Origin of the sequence: Streptomyces sp. 1-11 (genome assembly GCF_007176755.1) — a bacterium.
Classification (GTDB): Bacteria; Actinomycetota; Actinomycetes; order Streptomycetales; family Streptomycetaceae; genus Streptomyces.
The window spans coordinates 187,769-204,917 of record NZ_BJTV01000008.1; the positions used below are offsets into that span (position 1 = coordinate 187,769).

The 17,149-nt window shown below is 68.3% G+C and carries 14 protein-coding genes and 4 pseudogenes; 9 read left to right on the top strand and 9 right to left on the bottom strand.

From position 1 onward, the window contains the following. The first annotated feature begins 335 nt into the window (after positions 1-335). The 3 genes and pseudogenes from TNCT1_RS19185 (at position 336) to TNCT1_RS19195 (ending at position 1,973) form a co-directional block, all read left to right on the top strand. Complete coding sequence (locus TNCT1_RS19185; RefSeq protein WP_143633678.1) at positions 336-872, top strand: GNAT family N-acetyltransferase; 537 nt, start codon at positions 336-338, stop codon at positions 870-872. Positions 873-1,038: 166 nt separating this feature from the next. Further along, positions 1,039-1,359 (top strand): annotated as a pseudogene (locus TNCT1_RS19190) (transcriptional regulator). A 5-nt stretch (positions 1,360-1,364) separates the two neighbouring features. Continuing rightward, positions 1,365-1,973: pseudogene (locus tag TNCT1_RS19195) on the top strand (nucleotidyl transferase AbiEii/AbiGii toxin family protein). 162 nt (positions 1,974-2,135) lie between these two features. Here TNCT1_RS19195 and TNCT1_RS19200 read toward each other — a convergent pair. Beyond that, positions 2,136-2,804: a hypothetical protein gene (locus TNCT1_RS19200; protein WP_174266365.1), complete on the bottom strand. Its 669-nt coding sequence runs from the start codon at positions 2,802-2,804 to the stop codon at positions 2,136-2,138. A 436-nt stretch (positions 2,805-3,240) separates the two neighbouring features. Continuing rightward, a pseudogene (locus TNCT1_RS19205) lies at positions 3,241-4,039 on the bottom strand (IS5 family transposase). Between the two features lie 200 nt (positions 4,040-4,239). On the opposite strand from TNCT1_RS19205, the gene TNCT1_RS19210 reads away from it, so the two are divergent. The 4 genes and pseudogenes from TNCT1_RS19210 to TNCT1_RS19230 all read left to right on the top strand — a co-directional run bounded on the left by TNCT1_RS19210 (position 4,240) and on the right by TNCT1_RS19230 (position 7,944). Then, positions 4,240-5,106 carry an amidase domain-containing protein gene (locus TNCT1_RS19210; protein WP_160160409.1) on the top strand — a complete coding sequence of 289 codons (867 nt, stop codon included), beginning with the start codon at positions 4,240-4,242 and terminating at the stop codon, positions 5,104-5,106. Positions 5,107-5,122: 16 nt separating this feature from the next. Then, entirely contained in the window at positions 5,123-5,683 is a 561-nt protein-coding gene (locus TNCT1_RS19215; protein ID WP_143633685.1) for a hypothetical protein, read from the top strand. A gap of 792 nt (positions 5,684-6,475) precedes the next feature. Beyond that, positions 6,476-6,721, top strand: a complete 246-nt coding sequence (locus TNCT1_RS19225; protein ID WP_143633689.1) for a hypothetical protein — start codon at positions 6,476-6,478, stop codon at positions 6,719-6,721. Positions 6,722-7,028: 307 nt separating this feature from the next. Then, positions 7,029-7,944 (top strand): annotated as a pseudogene (locus TNCT1_RS19230) (transposase family protein). 53 nt (positions 7,945-7,997) lie between these two features. On the opposite strand, the gene TNCT1_RS19235 reads toward TNCT1_RS19230, so the two are convergent. The 4 genes from TNCT1_RS19235 to TNCT1_RS19250 all read right to left on the bottom strand — a co-directional run bounded on the left by TNCT1_RS19235 (position 7,998) and on the right by TNCT1_RS19250 (position 11,471). Continuing rightward, positions 7,998-8,639 (bottom strand): hypothetical protein, encoded by a 642-nt coding sequence (locus TNCT1_RS19235; RefSeq protein WP_143633692.1) that lies wholly within the window; start codon positions 8,637-8,639, stop codon positions 7,998-8,000. 245 nt (positions 8,640-8,884) lie between these two features. Then, positions 8,885-9,151 (bottom strand): GlsB/YeaQ/YmgE family stress response membrane protein, encoded by a 267-nt coding sequence (locus TNCT1_RS19240; protein WP_143633695.1) that lies wholly within the window; start codon positions 9,149-9,151, stop codon positions 8,885-8,887. Between the two features lie 362 nt (positions 9,152-9,513). After that, positions 9,514-9,912 carry a hypothetical protein gene (locus TNCT1_RS19245; RefSeq protein ID WP_143633698.1) on the bottom strand — a complete coding sequence of 133 codons (399 nt, stop codon included), beginning with the start codon at positions 9,910-9,912 and terminating at the stop codon, positions 9,514-9,516. A 1,100-nt stretch (positions 9,913-11,012) separates the two neighbouring features. Then, positions 11,013-11,471 carry an NUDIX domain-containing protein gene (locus TNCT1_RS19250; RefSeq protein WP_143633701.1) on the bottom strand — a complete coding sequence of 153 codons (459 nt, stop codon included), beginning with the start codon at positions 11,469-11,471 and terminating at the stop codon, positions 11,013-11,015. Positions 11,472-11,945: 474 nt separating this feature from the next. Between TNCT1_RS19250 and TNCT1_RS19255 the strand changes: the two genes are divergently transcribed. Then, complete coding sequence (locus tag TNCT1_RS19255) at positions 11,946-12,383, top strand: aminoglycoside 6-adenylyltransferase (RefSeq protein ID WP_216856654.1); 438 nt, start codon at positions 11,946-11,948, stop codon at positions 12,381-12,383. Between the two features lie 604 nt (positions 12,384-12,987). Here the strand turns inward: TNCT1_RS19255 and TNCT1_RS19260 are convergent. From TNCT1_RS19260 to TNCT1_RS19275, 3 genes are all read right to left on the bottom strand, one after another. Then, positions 12,988-13,398, bottom strand: coding sequence for a hypothetical protein (locus tag TNCT1_RS19260; RefSeq protein ID WP_143633702.1), 411 nt, complete (start codon positions 13,396-13,398; stop codon positions 12,988-12,990). Positions 13,399-14,195: 797 nt separating this feature from the next. After that, on the bottom strand, positions 14,196-14,765 hold the full coding sequence (locus TNCT1_RS19270) for a hypothetical protein (RefSeq protein ID WP_143633705.1): 570 nt from the start codon (positions 14,763-14,765) through the stop codon (positions 14,196-14,198). 203 nt (positions 14,766-14,968) lie between these two features. After that, positions 14,969-15,604 carry a TetR/AcrR family transcriptional regulator gene (locus tag TNCT1_RS19275; protein WP_143633707.1) on the bottom strand — a complete coding sequence of 212 codons (636 nt, stop codon included), beginning with the start codon at positions 15,602-15,604 and terminating at the stop codon, positions 14,969-14,971. Between the two features lie 90 nt (positions 15,605-15,694). Between TNCT1_RS19275 and TNCT1_RS19280 the strand changes: the two genes are divergently transcribed. Continuing rightward, positions 15,695-17,137, top strand: coding sequence for an amidase (locus TNCT1_RS19280; protein WP_174266351.1), 1,443 nt, complete (start codon positions 15,695-15,697; stop codon positions 17,135-17,137). Positions 17,138-17,149: the final 12 nt, after the last annotated feature.

Consider the following 17,149-nt stretch of genomic DNA (forward strand, 5'->3'; position numbering starts at 1 on the left):
GTGGGCGCGGGTGGGTGTGGCGGCGAAAGCGGGGCGGGGAGTGCAGTGGCCGCTTACTCGGCTGTCTGGTGACTCGCATCGTGTAGCAGCGGCTACGAAGCCGCCCGCCGCGGGCGGCTCACCAACCGGTACGGGCCTTGCTCCTACTGGAGTTCAGGCGGGTGCGCTCCCGCTCCTGGCGCGAGGGCACTGTGCGTCTCTGTGTGGTGGCGGTGGCCGGGATCGGTGTCCCGGCGAGCGCTGCGCGGGCTCGGCGTTCCGCACGGGGATGCGCACCAGGTTCGCTGCCGGTAATTACGTTGTCGATCTAGTGAGGCTGCGGGAGCATCCCGGTCATGGGACAGCCTGCTGATGTGCTCCGCTTTGACCAGGTCGAACTGCGCCGATGGCGCGTCGACGATCTTGAGGTCCTGCATGTGGCGATCAGCGAGTCGCGTGATCATCTGCTGCCGTGGATGCCTTTCGCGGCCACGCATGACCGGAAGCAGGGGGAAGGGTTTCTGAGCCACTCGCAGAAGCAGTGGGTCTCGGGCGAGGAGTACAACTACGCGATCACTTCGGCTGGGGTGGTGGTGGGGAGCTGCGGCTTGCATCGCCGGATCGGACCTGGCGGTCTGGAGATCGGGTACTGGCTCCATCACGCCTGGACAGGGAAGGGGCTGGCTACCATGGCCGCGGCCGCCCTCGTGCAGGCGGGACGGGCGTTGCGGGGTATCGATCGCATCGAGATCCACCATGACGCGGCCAATTCCGCGAGCGGCGCCGTCGCCCGCCGCTTGGGCTTCACCGAGATCGAACACGTGCGGCTTCCGAACGGGCCGGACGCCCCCGGCGAGACGGGCGTCCAGGTCAGGTGGCGCCTACAGATATAGCCCGGCCCGGCCGGCGAGCCGGTGAATATGCGCCCGTCCGCCTGCTGCGGGCGCGAGCTCACAGCTCATGACCCTCACTCCTGCCCTGCCGTCATAATGGGGGCATGTCCTTCAGCCCGGAGCCGCACCGAGCGACCTCTCGCCTGCGGTCGCGGAGGACCTCGCGCTGTACCGGGAGAAGTTCCTTCAGCGCCTGCCCCAGTCGCTGGAGGAGCTGGACGGCCCGATCGAGGGGATCGTGGAGCTGCCGCTGCACGTGGCCTGGTCGGGGATGACCGTCTACGACCTGGGCAAGTCTCGTCAGCGCATGGGCCTGTACCGCACGGTCCTGCACGAGGGCCTGCGCGACGATCTGCCCCGATTCCTCAATCAGGATCTTCTCCTGTAGATGTGGCCGGTGCTGCGCACTCTCGTCGGTCGCACCGTGCGCTCCGTGTGGGAAGAGGCATTCCCCCAGCTCGCCGGCCGAGCCCGGGCAGCCGCGTGACGCAGATGCCGGAGCTGCACACGCGACTCCTGGCGGACGTGATCGCGCTCGGCTCGCAGTATCCGCTGGTTCTCACCGGCGGCTACGCCGTGCGGGCGCACCGCCTTGTGAACCGCCCCAGCCAGGATCTCGACGTCGCAACCGGGAACCCGGCGCCCATGACCGACATCGCGGCGACGCTCCGCGCCGGCTTGGAGGCCCGGGGCTGGACGGTGCAGGCGCTGGAGACGGCTCCGCTGTCCGCCCACTTCACCGTGACCGACCCGGCCACCGGGCAGGACTGCGAAGTCGACGTCCTCTAGGAGAACTTCTCGCGGCCCGTCACCCAGAGCCCCTACGGACCTGTCCTCGCGGAGGAGGACGTGATCGGCACGAAGGTCCGTGCCCTCGCCGACCGCGGAGCACCCCGCGACCTGATCGACGTCTACGCGGCCTCCCGCCGCTGGAGCAATGTCGACCTCGAGGAGTTCGGCCGCCGTCACGCCCGCGGCCGCTTCGAGCGTGAGGATCTGCAGGCGAACCTCACGGGCGCCGAGTGGACCGACGACGAGGCCTTCGCCGCCTACGGGCTCGCCCCGGCCACCATCACCGCACTGCGCACCTGGGCCCTCTAGTGGGCCGACGACCTCGCAGCCCGCCTCCTCGAGGAAGCCGATATCCCAGACATCGACTGATGAGTCCATGGCCTCCGCGTGTGAGGCTGCCGGCCGGGCGGGGACGGCGGGGCTCCTTGCCGACTGCATCGCCTGAGCGGGTCGTTCCAGCAGTCAGCTGGGTCAGGCACCAGCCCTACCGAAAACGGTGTCGTCCGGCCTGCGAGTCCACAAGGCAAGGTCACTGCTGGTCGCCACGGCGACGGTCTGTCCGGAGGGCGAGAAGCCCGCTGCACGGAATGTCGAGTAGTTCGAGTGGAAGATGTGCCACCACTGCTCTGCGTGCGGACCGGTATGGGGCAGTCCGCCGTCGCGGGAGAGCAGGACGCGCTCGTTGGGCCAGGCAGGGGTGACGACCTCCAGGGCCCAGCCGTCCCTCGTGGTCGTGTGCATCCCTCCGCCGAAGAGCCCCGCGATGCGCACACGGCTCCCGGCAATGGGCCCCAAGCCTGGGCAGGACAGATCGGCGACCGCGTCGGGGGTGCTGTCCTCAGGGGCGGGATCGCGATCCCTGGCGATCCTGTCCCCGGTGACGGCGTCGAACAGACCGTGACCGTCGGAGGAGACGACCATCACCAGATCATGGCCACTGCCAGGATGCGTCGCGAAGCCGATCCCGAGCAGACCACCGACGGCAACGCCGTATGTGGACTCGAAGACGGGCTGCCAGGGTTCAGGCGCGGGCACCACGGGTGCCGCGAGAAGCCGGTTCCGCATCGCACGCTGATACGCCGACAGCTCGGGCTCACGCTCCGACGGCTCGGCCGGCCCTGCCTTCTTCGTCCACTTCATCACGAATCAATGATCCATGTTTCGGCGGGCTCACCCAACGGAGTTGATGCAGTCCAGCACTCAAGGACGTGCTCGTGCAGCCTGGAACGCGGCTTGATGACCAAGGTCTTGCGGTCCCGCTACCACACCGCCGAGCCGTGTGTATGCGGCCGGTGACCAGCGAGGTGAGGGTGGAGTAGTCGACCTCGACCGAGCGTCGGCTGATGTAGTGGATCAGCAGGTCACGGACACCCTGGTTGCGGATCTTGTGCTTGTCGACGAGTTCGGCGACCGGACGCTGACCCTTGACCACGGCGGCCCGCAGCGTGCCCGGGGTCGAGGCCGGGAAGTGCCCCATCTCGGAAGGACCGGCCACGCCTGGGTGGCGGCGAAACAGCCGTCCCCGCCCGCCTCGCCTGCCGTGACGCCGTACTTCCCAAATGGTTCAGAAGTCATCTCATTTGGCGAGCCGGTGGTAGCAGATGAGGGTGCAGGCGAGGCTCGTGAAGGCGAGGAGGTGCTCGGCTTTGCGCTCGTAGCGACGGTGGAGGCGACGGCATCCGGCGAGCCATGCCATGGTGCGTTCGATGGTCCACCGGCGCCGGCCGAGCCGCTGTGAGGTCTCGACTCCTTTTCGGGCTATGCGGTGCCGGATGCCCCGCTGGGATAACCATCGCCGCAGGTGGGGGTAGTCGTATCCCTTATCGGCGTGCAGTTTCTCGGGCTTGCGCCGCCGGGGCCTCGCCGGGATCGGATCGGCGGTATGCCCTTCACGAGCGGGATCAGGGCCTGGCTGTCGTGGACGTTGGCGCCGGAGATGCCGACTGAAAGGGGCAGACCGGTCCGCTTGGTGATCAGGTGGATCTTTGAGTCGTACTTGCCCCGGTCGACAGGATTCGGACCTGTCAGGCCCCCCTCTTCAGGGCCCGCATGTTCACCGAGTCGATCGCGCAGCGGGACCAGTCCAGGTCGCCGCGTGAGCCGAGTTCGTCGAGGACCAGGCGGTGCAGCTTGGCCCACACGCGGGCCTTCGTCCACTCCGTGAAGCGTCGGTGGGCTGTCGCGCCGGACGGCCCGAACGAGGCGGCCGGCAACTGCTGCCACGTGCAGCCCGACGTCGCCACGAACAGGATCGCGGCCAGTACTTCGCGGTCGCCGTGCCGACGCCGGCCACCACCCTGAGGGCGCGACGGTGCCTCCGGCACCACCCGCTGGAACAGCTCCCACAACTCGTCCGGCACTAGCCGCTCAACGATCCTCGACACGACCAGCAGCTTACCCAGCCAAATGAGATGATCTCTTACAGTAGGAGCGCCGGCTCAACTGCCGCTCGAAACTGGCCGACTGGGAACCTGCGCATCCGTCTCTCCATCCTCATAGTCAGCGTGTCCCGAAAGCCGCACCGACCCGACCAACGGGCGGCTGGGACCCATCACAGGGGGAAGGAACCCGACTCTTGCTCGACAAGCTCGGCCGTACGATCACCGGCGCAGCAGTGCTCGCTCTCACCGCCGCCGGCGCCGTCACAGGAACAGCGCACGCTTCTACAGACGTTCCCGATGCCACCGGAGCCATCGAGGAAATAGCGGACGCCTCCTTAGGCGCTGCCGACGACTCCTCCACAGACGTTGGCGACAGCACCTCCGCGGCGGTCGCCGACTCCGTTTGGACCTCAAGAGGATGGCCCGCCCCGTCAGCCGATCCGCACCTTCCTGACGCAAGCGGCAACATCCCCGCCGACCAGGAGGAAGAGCCGCAGCCGCTCATCGATGAAGGCGTCTATGGCCCTGACACCGACCCGGCGTCCGCGTCACCAGATTCGCCAGATTCGGCAGCCGCAGCCGCAGCAATCAGCGGCGACGGAACGGCCAACTGGGCATACAACAACCTGGACACTCGGTGGGAGTACAGGACGGACTGCGCGAACTTCGTCTCGAAAGCTCTGTACCACGGGGGCGGGATGAAGATGCGCCCCGGCGGCCGCAAGGCAGATAACGCTTGGTGGCAGGGTAGGTACGGGTTTGGCAAAAGTTGGAGTTGGACGAGCGCGGACTACCTCCGGCGGCACGTGACCAAGTGGCGGAACGGCGCGATCCAACCGCACGAGTACAACGCCAAAGTGGGGGATCTCGTCTTCTTCAAGTGGAAGAGGGAGAGGGTCTATAACCACGCGGCGATCATCTACTCCATGGTGCAGGGGCATGCAGGCGTCGTGCAGCATGGCTTGAAGAACCAGACCACTCTCAGCGAAGTGATCAATCGGTACAGGCACACCTCGAACCCGATCGAGAAGGTCACGATCGTCAGGCCCAAGACCCGCTAGTAGCAAGGAACGTGAGATGGCCAGGTTGAAGCAGAGCCCTGCAGCGGCCGGATGGATGGCAGTCGCAGTGTTGCTGACGTCTGGATGTGGTGTTCTCGACAGCAGCTCTGCTGATGCCAGAGCGCCGGGCGCTTCCTACGAGCAGGCGTACGCCGACCACGAGCCGTTGCACGTGGTCGGCTACCCCTCCACAGGCTCGTTGCTGGTGATGCAAGAGCTCGTATGGGACATCGCCGACGGCAAGACGGCTGAGCTCCGCAAGCTGGCGACCAGCGACGGCAGCGATGCGGTAGCCCAAAAGACCGCCGAGAACTGGATCAAGGGCTACGCAGCCGGAGCCCGCGGCAAGGTAACAGGCGATTTCTATGACGACGGTTCCGAACGCCAAGTCGTGGTCCTGTACTTCCATGGCACCCACCAGGTCAAAGACTTCACTGTTCGACTCGACGGCGACGCGGGCAAGGAAGATTGGCGGGTTCTCATGAAGTCAACCGATTTCAAGGACGCCACCCAAGCTCCCAGCTGGGCGCCGAAGGAGCCGGGAAGAACCGGCTCCATCATGAAGAACAACAACTGATCGCATGGGCCCCCGAGGCCCCCGTCGTCCGGAACGAACCGGAGGACGGGGGCTTTCCCCTTCCCATGTCGGCGACGTGAGCGAGGCGGTCCCACGAATGGGGCCCGAGGTAAAAGACAAGACCATAGCCGGAGAGCGGTCCAGAGGGGCGGTGCGAGACGGCCGAGTGCGGAGGCGGCTCCTCGGCGCGCAACGTGCTGCTCTACGCGAGGATGACGAGACCGCCTGCTGGTCCGTGGAGGTTCGTGACGGAGCCGTCCAGGTCAAGTCGACGGACGTGCGGAGCGGCACCGCGGAGGTGGGGGAACTACTCGACCGCAGTCGCCGCCTCTTCAGCGACCACGCGCTGCGCCGGCGCATGTGGGAGGCCGGGGGTGGACAGCTGAGTACTCCTGAAGGCGCACGGCTCAGCGGGCCTGGCAGCCACGTCGGCACCCGTTACAGCCAGCAGTCCCGCCCCCCTTCATCACCCGGCCAACGCGTCTTCCAAGTCTGTTGGTGGCCCCCCAGGGGCCATGCCGGGGCATTCACCTGCGTTTATGTCCGTCTGGGCGCTCATCACAAGCCGAGGGCTGGACCCGTCTGAGCGGTGGTGTCCGTCGCTGAATGAGACGGAGACTGAGACGGACGGGCGTGGGCTGACCAGGTCTTGCGGATCAGCCGCAGGCGTATCCGTCTGCGGCCGGGGTCTCGTCGGCGGCCTGTCCGGTGCAGCCGGCCTGTGCGCTGCGGTACCGCGGCTTCAGGCGCCGTCGGCGTGCTTCGGCCACGGGGCTCGCATACCTTCACGTCATGGACTTCAACATCACTGCGGGGGAGGAAGCCGTCGTGTTCCACGTGGCGAGCCGTATACAGGGTGGCTTCTCCCTCACGGATGACGACTTGGCGGAGGAATTGGGTGAAGAGGTCCGCCCACTGCTGCAATCGCTCCTGGGCAAGGGTTGGCTTGTCGTTGACGAGGATCGCGAGCTGGCCTTGTCCACGATCGCTAGGCACGTCGTGTCCAGCCGGAGGGACGCTGAGGGGCCGCAGACATAGCAGGACCGACGCTCCCTGCTCGGTCGTTCCTTCGCAGGTCTGCTGGGACCTGTCGGCCGCAAGTATGGGCTCCTCATGTGTGAGCGGCATTCGCTCGGCCCGACGGCCAAGGGGTTGCGAATCCAGCTCCCAGGTTTAGCAGGGCAACAAGGCATGCGTCTGGACGCCCTCTTCGTCCCGAGCTCCCGAGGAGGCAGATGGGCACGGTGCCTCTAGGGTCTGCTGCGAAAGTGGATCTTACGAGTTGGTGCGTGATAGCGGGTGAGGTGTCGTGCCTGGCCGGTGGCATGATCCGTCTGTGGCGATCATGGTCAATCGGATGGTGCTGGCGCATCGACTGTTCACGGGGACCTCCCGGTGTCATCTCGCATGTCTGGTCGAGGAGTTGGCGGTTTCGTGGCAGGCCGGGGTTGAAGGGCGGAGTCACGCTGCGCGAGGTGGAGCGAGGAAGCGGGCTGCGGGAGCCGGCGCCCGCCACCAGCTGGTCTTCATCGACAGACTGGTGGCCACGCTGATCCACCTGCGGCACGACCTGCCGCACTCGGTACTGGGGCTGCTGTTCGGCGTCGACCGCTCCACCATCACCCCGTGCGATCACGGAGATACGTCCGCTTCTAGCCGATCGGGGGTGCGCGGTCCCTGACCGTCCTGGCCTGCGGTTACGGACACTGGCGGACGTATTCGCCTACGCCCAGGCCGAGGGCGTCGAGCTGCGGCTGGACGCCACCGAGATCCAGGTCCGCCGGCCACCGGCCGGCCGCGGTGAACGGCGCGCGTTCGTTTCTGGGAAGAAGAAGCAGAACACGATGAAGGCCACCGTCATCGCTGACTGGCGAGGTCGCACGTTATGGACCGACGCCCTGCGGCCTGGCCGTATGCACGATGCCACGGCCGCCCGCAATGAAGGCATAGCCATCTGCTTCCAGCACTTCCCCGACGTCGAGGTCCTCATGGACGACGGTTATTTCGGCCTGAGCCGCGAACACCGCGGACAAGCGATCACACCGCCCAGAAAACCCCGGCCGAGAGCACTGCCCGGCAGAGTCGAACAGTGGGAACGCGACCGCCACGGACACTCCTCCGACCGCATCACCGTCGAACACGCCCTCGCCGACCACAAACGCTGGAAACAACTGACCCGCTGGACCCACCGCCGCGACCGCCTGCCCGACACCTACCGCGCCATCGCCGGCCTCGTCTCCGACCGCACCACCACCGCCTGAAAACCGGCCACGAACAGGCCAAACACGACCCGCCCGCTATCACGCACCAACCGTTAGCAGTGGCCGTCCGTCCTGGCGCCGGCTGGAGCGAGGTTGGGCCAGGGATGCCCTGCTATGTCGGAGGCAGCGGACCGTAGGAGGTCGAGAAGAGTGCACCCTGGGTAGCTCCGGAAGCTTTCGTAGGTGCCCCGGTAGTAGCAGCTCCAATAGCTCACGACCCGCCGTTGCGTGCGTGCGAAGAAGGCCGGGTTGTCCACGATGAACTGCCCGTAAGCGAGATGGCCGCAGGTGCCGGGCGTGGCGAGATCACGGAGCTCATCACAGATGACGACCAGGATCTCCAAGACGTACTCGCTAACCAGCTGCACGACGTAGGGGACAACCCATGGGTCCGTGGAAACAATGACCTTCTCCAGGTGACGCTGCCTGACCACCCCGTCGCAGTGCCTTGAGTACAGGCAGTGCAGAAGCTGCCGTTGGCGCGATGAAAGCGACGCCACCGCGTCAGTTGGCGGCTCGTCGTTGTAGAGGCGCCCGGGGATCAAAACCTGCTGTCCCTCTACAGCGACCGAGAACGAGGCATGCGGCTGGTGCCGAGGATCAGGCATCACCGCCATGACTGCTACGGCATCGCTTGCAAGCTCGGCTGGGAACGCCGTGATCAACGGATTGCTGCTGTCGGAGAGCGGCTGCACGAGCCGAGCATAGGCGGATGCCTCGGCCAGGTAGCTGGCATCAATGGCCCCACATCCGCTCAACCCGGCGAAGGTATGCCGTCAGAGCACAAGGGAACAGGTCAGCCCCACGCCCGGAGCGGGGCGCGGGGCTTGGGGGCCTGCCGGGGGGCCAGCCGGTTGGCCGGGCGGTGTGGGTGTCCGGGTCGGTGGCGCGGGCGGTGATGCGTGCCCACTGCTCGCGGCTGACGTGGCGGCAGCCGCGGTCAGCGCGAACGGTGTCCGGTGAAGAGGCGGTACAGCAGGAGCACGATCACCGAGCCGACGATCGCAGCGATCCACGTCGAGAGGTGGAAGAAGCCGTTGATGGAGTGCACGCCGAAGATCACCTTGCCGAGCCAGCCGCCGAGCAGACCGCCGACGATGCCGATCAGCATCGTGACGAGGCAGCCACCCGGGTCCTTGCCCGGCGTGAGTGCCTTGGCGATGGCGCCCGCGATGAGGCCGATGAGAACCCAGGCGATGATGCCCACGGTGTGCGTCCTTTGCTGTAGGTGTGCTGTAGGTGTGCTGTGGGGGGGCCCGACGGGGGTGCCGCCGGGGCTGTGTGCCGGTTGCTCCGCGCGGACGACCGTCGATATACGGATATCCGTTCGGGATCACTCCACACGCGACCAGGTCGCGTTCCCTCCGACTGGCCCACCCCGCCCGTAGGCCGATCCAGTCGACGGTGGATTCGGTGACTGGTCCACCTTCGTTGGCAATCGGCCCAGGTTCGCTGTCACAGGTCACGGGAGAGGACAACTCACCTCAGAGCGGGCGCGGGCGAGGCAGGGGGCGCTGGAGCGCCTGACGGGCCGCCGCGTGCTCGGGGCGGCCGTCAGGGAGTGGCTGGTCACGATTCAGGTGTGGTGCTCTCGCTGTCGCCGGTCCCGTTCGCCGCGTCTGCGTTCTTGGTGTCCGACGGCGTGCTGCGGAAGGCGTGCCAGGCGCCGGCCTCGATGCCAGTGAGTACGGCCAGTGCCCCGTAGAGGCTGGTCCAGAGCCACGAGTCGTGCCGGAGGTGGCTGGTGGTGGCGACTGAGAGGAACACAGCGGACAGTGCGTACAGGCGGCTGAACTTCCGGTTGTGGCTTGTGAGCTGGGCGGCGCGCCGACGGTGCAGGGCTGCACTGATGGAGCGGTCGGGGTGCGGTTCCAAGACGGCGTCAGCGATGAATGCGGCTCTGGGCAGCACCTGTAGGGGCAGAGCGAGGTATAGCCACGGGGCTGGAGCATTGAGGAACTGCAGCATGCTCTTTCCGTCTCTTGGTGGAGAGGCGCCGGATCGCTGGTGTCCGGGTGCGTCGCACCGTGGGTGATGACCGGACAAACCCCGCAAGTCCCGCGCTGCTGCGGCGCCCGGCCGAGGTGACCGAGGTACTGCGGTGCTGGGAAGCGGCACGAGACCGGGCCCGCTCCCGGCACCGGTGAGGCGTCGGCAACGGGCCCGTGGAAAGCGGGGCCGGTGTGCTGGGAGCGGCGAGCCGGGCAGTAGGTCGGTCACCGGTGACCGCGCGGACAGGAACGGACCGTCCTCGTGGCGAGCCGGTCCCACCGCGCCTTCGGGCTCGCCCGGGCCCCCGCGGGGCGCAGGCAGGCTGCACGGGAGGTCTCGACCGTGACGCGCGCGGGATGCGTCGATGGTTTGCATGCGGTACGGCCCCGGGCGTGGGCCGTCAGGCCAGGCGGGGTGGGGCCGTACCGTGCGAGGTCCTCTAGCGCGCAGTCATCCCTGGATAGGCGCCGTTCGATCGTGTCAGCGCCCTGGCGAGCTGCTCCAGGGCCGCTTTGGCATGTTCGGGCAGGCGCGCGCCCCCAGAGGGGTCAGGCGGCGTCGGTGTCGGTCAGCCCGGGTCGTCACGGGCCACGTCACAGACAGGGGCAGCAGGACGGCCGGGCTTGTGAGCGAGCGGGATGCCGGCCGCGAGGAGGGTGTAGCCGGTGAGGTGGGTAGCGAAGCCGGCGACGCACAGCGTGGTGCCGCAGTCGAGGCACCGGCGCTGAGCGTATCGGTGGGGCGCAGGACCTCGACGCCTTCGAGCCAGGACGACTGGTCGTAGCGGGCGGGTTGGTCGGTGATGGCGCGCAGGATGCGCGCGGCGAGGTCGGCATGGGACACCGCGGTCTCCGTTCGGTGCGAGACGAGGCCGGAAGGGCGCCAAAGGGGATCGGCGGGTGTGGCCTTTCGGAACGAAGCGAACGGTGCCGGGCCAGGCGGTAAGGGACGCAACAGCGACCGCCCGCGCGGTGCGCGTCCGTTGCAGGTGCCTGGCTGGCGCATCAACGGCCCGGGGGACTGCTGGGCTCGTGTGTGGAGGTGTCGCGTATGCAGCGTGCGGTTTCGGCGGCTGATTATTGACCGTCACCGGCGACGGTGGTCCATCGCGGATCAATGCGGCCCAGCCATGCGTCTTGATCGTCGGCCAGTGGTTGCTTCAAGGGAAGTGAGAGGAACCGGCAGGCGAAAGTGAGGCCAGCGTCGTCTCCGTCGCCGTGGACGTGGTGCTCCCACCCATCGGAGGTGTTCGCGGGTGCCTGGAGGTAGAAGAAGCCGGTTCGTCGTGGCTGACCCGTGTCGGGGTGGGGCTTGTCCTCCACTGTGATGTGCCGGACCACTGTCGCAGTCAGCAGACCGGTCTCCTCGGCGACTTCTCGAAGAACCGCGTCTTCCAGTTCTTCGCCCGGCTTGACTCCCCCGGCAGGGACCTGGGTGCCGGCCTCCGGTATACCGACATGGTCGAACACCAGCAGCTCGGGGACGGCGCGATGACGGATCACGTATGCGGCGACGCGGACTCTGGGTCGGGTCATCCCGACATTGTCTGTCATCGGCACCGTTCATGATCGCGGGGCGTATCGGCTCCATGTTTCGCCCGCTTCCGTGACCAGCCCAGTAGCGATCTTGTCGTGGTACCGAAGCCCCTTTGCGCTGACGGGGCAGGGGCCTGGAGGGCGAGCTGGCGGATCGCGGCCGTCCTGCCGCACTGTGAGGGTACGCCGTTCGTGCGCCGGTGCGTCTGCACGCTGAGCGGGTTCATCAGCTGCCAGGTCCGGCGGCCGGGGAAGAGGCCGGCACGGCGCGGCTGCTCGACGATCACGAGTCAGGTGTCGACGGTCACACCCGTTGCATTGCGTGTTGCGGAGCGAGTCTGTTGGCTTGGGGCTGCGCTGTCGTGGCCTCTGCCGGCGCCGGTGGCGGCTGTCGCGGCGCGGCCTGAGAAGCTGTCCGATGCCGTGTCGGCTATTCAGTGAGGGGCTTGCGAGGTGCATCGGGACGATCAGTCAGTGAACCTTTCGACCTCACTGTCGCCGGAGCGGGTCGCTGAGATCAACGAGGTCATCGACCGGATCACGCGCTGGGCGAGGGGCCGCGAAGACATCGTCGGCCTGCTCCTGGTGGGATCGTGTGCCCGCAACGCCGCGCGACAGGACTCCGACATCGACGTGGTCCTGCTCACCACGGACGAGTGCCTATATCTCTGTGAGGATACCTGGGCGGTGGAACTCGGCTTGGGCGAACTGATCCGAACCCAGCCGTGGGGACGGATCACAGAACGACGCTATTCCACGGCCTCCAGTCTGGAGGTCGAACTGGGCATCGGCTCTCCGACCTGGGCGACAACAGATCCCGTCGATCATGGGACGCATCGTGTCGTCACCGACGGTGCCCAGGTGCTGCACGACCCGGCAGGCATCCTCGCCGACCTACTCGCCGCCTGCTGACTGACCGGCGGCTTGTCGGTGACACCCTTGGGCCGCTTGTGGGGCCGGTCCCCCAGCTCGGGCAGCAGCGCGGCCCGGCACCGCACGAGGGCGGGGCCGGGCCGGACGCGGTGGTCGCCTCGTTCGTCAGGCATCCAGGGCGTTCAGGAGCTCCTTGGCGCGCTCGTGGCGTTGTTCGGGCGGCGCACCGGCCCAGATTGCGTTTTCGAGGAGGTAGATGAGCAGGGCTCGGGTGCTGGGATCGGTGATGTCGAGGAGTGGGGAGTGAAGGGGGGGGCCTCGTCGGCTGAGATTGGGGCGACGGTGCCGGCCACGGCGTCGTAGTCGGTGGCCGGCGAGTGCTCGGGTTGTGGCATCTGAGTCTCCTCGTTCGTGTCGGTGGCGTGGGGATCACCGTGCGACAGCGGAGGGCTAGCGACGCAAGGCGCTGGTGGTGCGGGCAGCGGTCGGCCCGCACCACCAGGGGCAGGCGGTGGAACGGCCGGTCACGGCGGGCCCCGCATCCCGGCTGCAAGTGCTCTGACCGGGAAGGTACGCCGGGTTGGCGATTGGGACGGGCGCCCCCTCACACCCGCAGCCTGAACATCGCTTGGCGGCCAGTGACTCAGAAGCCTCGAAAAACGACGTCGTTGTCGACGGCGCCGGCGAACTCCTCGAAGTCCATGTTCGCCTCCGAGAGGTTGTTCTCGATGCTCCACAGCTCGGCTGCCACAATGCGGACACACCGCCCACGCTCACGCCGCAGGTCCACTACGAGAAGCGGCAGGTCAGTCGAGGCGACAGCTACAGAGTCTGCAAGGACAAGAAGTGGATGCCGATACTCCGCAGGGATGAGGTCGATGGCCGACTCGGGCGTCAAGCCCTCGAATCTCCGGTCATCGACAAGTGCGACGTTGGCCAAGAAGCCGTCCCTGCTGGGCGAGCACAGCGCAGCCCGTAGAGCGTCCCAAGCACCCTCTGCCGAGAAATCGGTGCGCACAACGAGGGCTTCCAAAGTGCAGGGGAGCTGATGCATGGGCGGACAGTACCGCCAGCCCGGTGAACGGACGGGCGTCCCGGCCGGCGTGGGGCGGCCCCGCACCGCGAGTGAGTTGCGGGGCGGGGCCGAAGAGGAGTCGTCGGTGCTGGTCGTCAGGGCTGGGTGTGGGGGTGGGCGGGTGCGCCGGTGGTGAGCAGGCGGGGGTCTTCACCTCCAGCTCGGCGCGGAGCTGGGGGACGAGCATGAAGCGGGGGGTGTGGTACTTCGGGGCGACCTTGCCGCCGCGGGTGCGGCAGGTGATTCAACGTGGTCCCGCTCGCACAGTAGAGCGGGACCCGGGTGGGCGGCGCGAACCGCACCTGCCGGGTGACCTGCGAGCGGATGACCTTCAGGTTCCTGGCCAACCATCCGCAGTGCCGGCCGTCGTCGCGGACGTCAGCGGCGGGGCGGACCGGGGCCGCCAGCGCAAAGACGGTCTTCTGGGCGCGCCCGACCTCCCGCGGCCGACCTGGATGTACGCCGTAGCTTTGGCCTTGCGTTCCTGCGCGTGGTGCTGGTCGTGGGCGTTCTGCCATACGCAGGCGGAGACGATGCCCAGGGCTGCGATGGCCGCGATGTGGGGCCAGGTGGGGCGCCGGCGTGGCCGCTCGGCTGTATTGGGTGGGTGATGGCTGGTGGCCCGGGCGGCTGGGGTTCGTTGTTGCTGTCGCCGCTTGCAGGCCCCCGCTGCCACCACTGGATGTCTTTGCCCATGCGTTGGTCCAGATGCTGTGAGCAGCGTGCTGTACAGGCCGGAACCGTGCTGATCGCTGCCTTGACGCGGCGCACGTCGCTCAGTGCATGAGTGGGGCCATGGAGCAGGCGCGGCCCCACATGCCACGGAGTTGCTCCGAGGGCCGCTGCTGTTCGCCGTGCAGGGCGTTGAGGATCACCAGGGATCCGGTGAGAGCGGGCACCGCCCACTGCGCGCAGGCGAGATGCCGCCGGGCCTTGTCGGTGTCGACGGGGTGCCGGGCCGACTGCGCGGTGTCCTGGGGGTCGGAGGAAGAGGCGAGTTCGATCTTCTTGCCGAGGACGCGGGCATAGGCGGTGGCGGCGAGCGCCGCGGCGGTGATCACCGTTTTGGCGGTGGTGGAGGCGGCCACGCCCTTCTGGTTGGCGATCCGGTGGGCGTTGACGACGAGCAGCCCACCGCCCCCGTAGAGGTGGGCACCGATGGCGGCGGCGTTGACCGGCACCCACTTCGCCCAGCCGGCGGACGCGATACGAGCCTGCGCGGTCTCGGTGGCGCCTTCCTGCCGCGCCGCGCCGTTGAGTCCGACCGCTCCCATCAGAGAGCCGCCGAACCACGCCGCCAGTCCCAGATCGTGCAGGCTCCGAATTGCGGTGTTGCGTCCGGACATGCTGGTGCTCCTTCAGGAGGCGGCGGTGGTCGGCACTCCGTCCAGCCTCGCCCGGCCATGACCCGGCCGCTATCACTGTTGGCCCAGACGGGCTGTCCGGCCTCGGTGGACACCCTCGGTGGGCCGCGCCCGCGGCGGCCCTCGCGCTCCGGTGATTCGGTGCATGCGACGCGGCGCACGTCGGGTGATGAGTGCTCCGAGTGTCAGATGGCCTCTTGGGGGCGGGTGGTGCTGAGGCGTTCGAAGAGGCCGGCCAGATGCGTGTGCAGGGCTTCCTCGGCCTCGTTCGCGGTCAAGTGGCCGATGAGCACGTGGGTGGTGAGGCCGTCGGCGAGGGCGAGCAGAGTGCGGGCTTCGTTCCGGGAGCCGGGCGGCGCCACGCCTTCGCCGGCCGAGCGGCTCTCGGTGGCCTCCGTGACAAGGCGGACGACGAGGTTCTCCAGGGCCGCATAGCTCGTTCTCAGCGGGCCGGCGAGTGGCTCGCTGACAGCGGCCTGAGCGACGAAGGCGAGCCAGATCCTTGCCTCGGCGCGGTGTTCCTCGCGGAGCAGGGCGATTTCGTCGGCCGCGTGGCCCAGGGTGGTGGCGGCCGACTGGGCCGGGCTCGCGGCCAGGCGGGTTCTCACTCGTTCGGCGATGCGGTCGCCGACATGGTCGACGGCGAAGAGGAGCATCTCCTCCTTGCTGCGGAAGCAGCGCTGAACGGCGCCCAGCGAGACCTGCGCGCGAGCGGCGACGTCGCGCATGCTCACCGCCTCCAGGCCGTGTTCGTCGGCGAGGAGGCAGACAGCCTCGGCGATCCGGCGGCGTCGGCTTTCGTAGTCCACCTGTTTAGGCATGCTCGGCCACTCTCCTTGTTCCGATACGATCGTATCGCCTCCGGGCCAGAGTTCGGTTCCGAGTACTTCGGCGTGTGGATGGGAAGCGCGATGATCAGTCAGGACGCCCTGTGGACGATGACGGCCGCCGCCCAGGCGACTGCGGTCCGACGCGGGGATGTGTCGGCGGTCGAACTGATCGACAGTCATCTGGGACGCATCGCCGAGGTCAACCCGCAGGTCAACGCGGTCACGCAGCTGTTGGCCGACCGAGCCCGCGAGGCCGCGGCGCACACGGACCGGCGGCGAGCGGCGGGCGAGGAACTCGGGCCACTGGCCGGTGTGCCGTTCACGGTGAAGGAGACCACGGCCGTGGAAGGCGTCCCGACCACACTGGGAACGGCACGCTTCCGCGACCTGGTGGCCCCGGCCGACGCACCCCCGGTGGCCCGGCTCCGCGCGGCGGGAGCCATCCCGATCGGCCACAGCAACATGCCCACCCTCGTCCTGGCCGGGATGCACACCCGCAGCGAGTTGTTCGGCGACACCGCCAACCCGTGGGACCCGGGCCGGACCCCGGGCGGCAGCAGCGGCGGCGACGGAGTGGCCGTCGCCACCGGCATGGCTCCACTCGGACTCGGCAACGATTCGGGCGGATCCGTACGGATCCCGGCCGCTTTCTGCGGCGTGACGGGACTGAAGCCGACCACCGGGCGATTCCCCGCCGACCACCGCGTCCTCGGCCCGGACGACCCGGGACCGGCCTCACAGATGCTGGTCACCGACGGACCCCTGGCCCGTACGGTCGCCGACCTGCGGCTGGCGTTCGAGGCGCTGGCCGGCACCGACCCGCGGGATCCACGGGCCGTACCCGTGCCCCTCTACGGCGAACCGCTGCCCGGGCCGGTGAAGGTCGCGCTGGTCGCCGACCCCGGCGGCCACGGCGTCCACCCCGCGGTCCGTGGGGCCGTCACAGCGGCAGCGGACGCACTGCGCGACGCGGGGTACGACGTACGGGAGACGGCAGACGTTCCCCGGTTGGACGAGGCACTCGAGGCATACGGCCGGATCACCGTGACCGAGTTCGCCCCGACCTGGCCGGTGGTGCGGAAACTGCTCGGCGAAGGCGGAGACCGCTACATCCAGATGGCCATGGACAGGACTCCGCCCGCGGACGCCGCGGAGCTGACCGGGCTGATGGGGACCTGGCTCGGTATCCGCCGCTCCTGGGCGGAGTTCCTCGACGAGTACCCGCTGCTGCTCGGACCGGTGTTCACCGAGCCGCCCGTCGAGCCGGGACTGGAGTCACGCGACGAAGCGGGAAGGGCACGGGTCGCCGCGGGCATGCGCCTGTGCACGGTGACCAGCTTCGTGGGCGTACCCGCGGTCGCCGTACCGACCGGAGTCGGCGACGGACTGCCGTCCGGCGTGCAGATCATCGGGCGCGCTTTCCGCGAAGACCTGTGCCTGGCCGCCGCCCAGGCGATCGAAGACCGCCTGGGCGTGCTCACGCCGATCGACCCGCGCCCCGAAGCCCCGGCCGCCGCACGGTAGTTCGGCGGGTGT

Coding starts and splice junctions, on each gene's coding strand:
- TNCT1_RS19215 (WP_143633685.1), top strand. CDS start 5,123: ATGGCCAGGTTGAAGCAGAGCCCTGCAGCGGCCGGATGGATGGCAGTC.
- TNCT1_RS19225 (WP_143633689.1), top strand. CDS start 6,476: ATGGACTTCAACATCACTGCGGGGGAGGAAGCCGTCGTGTTCCACGTG.
- TNCT1_RS19200 (WP_174266365.1), bottom strand. CDS start 2,804: ATGAAGTGGACGAAGAAGGCAGGGCCGGCCGAGCCGTCGGAGCGTGAG.
- TNCT1_RS19275 (WP_143633707.1), bottom strand. CDS start 15,604: ATGCCTAAACAGGTGGACTACGAAAGCCGACGCCGCCGGATCGCCGAG.
- TNCT1_RS19270 (WP_143633705.1), bottom strand. CDS start 14,765: ATGTCCGGACGCAACACCGCAATTCGGAGCCTGCACGATCTGGGACTG.
- TNCT1_RS19245 (WP_143633698.1), bottom strand. CDS start 9,912: ATGCTGCAGTTCCTCAATGCTCCAGCCCCGTGGCTATACCTCGCTCTG.
- TNCT1_RS19260 (WP_143633702.1), bottom strand. CDS start 13,398: ATGCATCAGCTCCCCTGCACTTTGGAAGCCCTCGTTGTGCGCACCGAT.
- TNCT1_RS19280 (WP_174266351.1), top strand. CDS start 15,695: ATGATCAGTCAGGACGCCCTGTGGACGATGACGGCCGCCGCCCAGGCG.
- TNCT1_RS19250 (WP_143633701.1), bottom strand. CDS start 11,471: ATGACCCGACCCAGAGTCCGCGTCGCCGCATACGTGATCCGTCATCGC.
- TNCT1_RS19185 (WP_143633678.1), top strand. CDS start 336: ATGGGACAGCCTGCTGATGTGCTCCGCTTTGACCAGGTCGAACTGCGC.